The sequence below is a fragment of the Pectobacterium jejuense genome (assembly GCF_026800125.1).
Taxonomy (GTDB): Bacteria; Pseudomonadota; Gammaproteobacteria; order Enterobacterales; family Enterobacteriaceae; genus Pectobacterium; species Pectobacterium jejuense.
The window spans coordinates 1-279 of the sequence record NZ_JAPQKX010000051.1; the positions used below are offsets into that span (position 1 = coordinate 1).

1 protein-coding gene is annotated in these 279 nt (G+C 48.4%); it reads right to left on the reverse strand.

Going from position 1 to position 279, the window contains the following annotated elements:
- Nucleotides 1–279, reverse strand: a 279-nt coding sequence (locus NXT09_RS22415) for an ATP-binding protein (RefSeq protein WP_268581202.1), incomplete at both ends; no start/stop codon positions are given.

The following is a 279-nucleotide window of genomic DNA, read 5'->3' on the forward strand; positions in this document are numbered from 1 at the left end:
TCGTGCAACTGAGCAATGCGCGTAACGATACTCAGCCCGAGGCCGATACCGCCATAGCGGCTGTCCATTCGTACAAACGCCTTACTCAATTCACCGACTTTGCTTTCATCGATACCCGGCCCTTCATCTTCGATCTGTAATTCAACATGTTGTTGGGTGTTAAGGCTCACTGTAATCTGACTTTCTTCAGGACTATAGCGATAGGCGTTCTCTACCAAATTACGTAACAGTAACTGGAGTAACGTAGCATCACCGCGCAGAGTGATATCTTCTCGCGGT